Raw genomic sequence first — 285 nt, forward strand, 5'->3', positions numbered from 1 at the left:
AAGTCGAGCGGACCTCTTTTGAGGTCAGCGGCGGACGGGTGAGGAACACGTGGGTAATCTGCCTTTCAGACCGGAATAACGCCCGGAAACGGGCGCTAATGCCGGATACGCCCGCGAGGAGGCATCTTCTTGCGGGGAAAGGTCCAACTGGGCCGCTGAGAGAGGAGCCCGCGGCGCATTAGCTAGTTGGCGGGGTAACGGCCCACCAAGGCGACGATGCGTAGCCGACCTGAGAGGGTGACCGGCCACACTGGGACTGAGACACGGCCCAGACTCCTACGGGAG

Annotated in this window: 1 rRNA gene; it reads left to right on the forward strand. The window is 63.5% G+C overall.

Features of this window, described 5'->3' with window-relative positions:
- Positions 1-285, forward strand: a 16S ribosomal RNA gene (locus tag AC27E8_RS00255); the annotation flags it as partial.

The organism is Alicyclobacillus sp. CIJ1 (assembly GCF_057538885.1).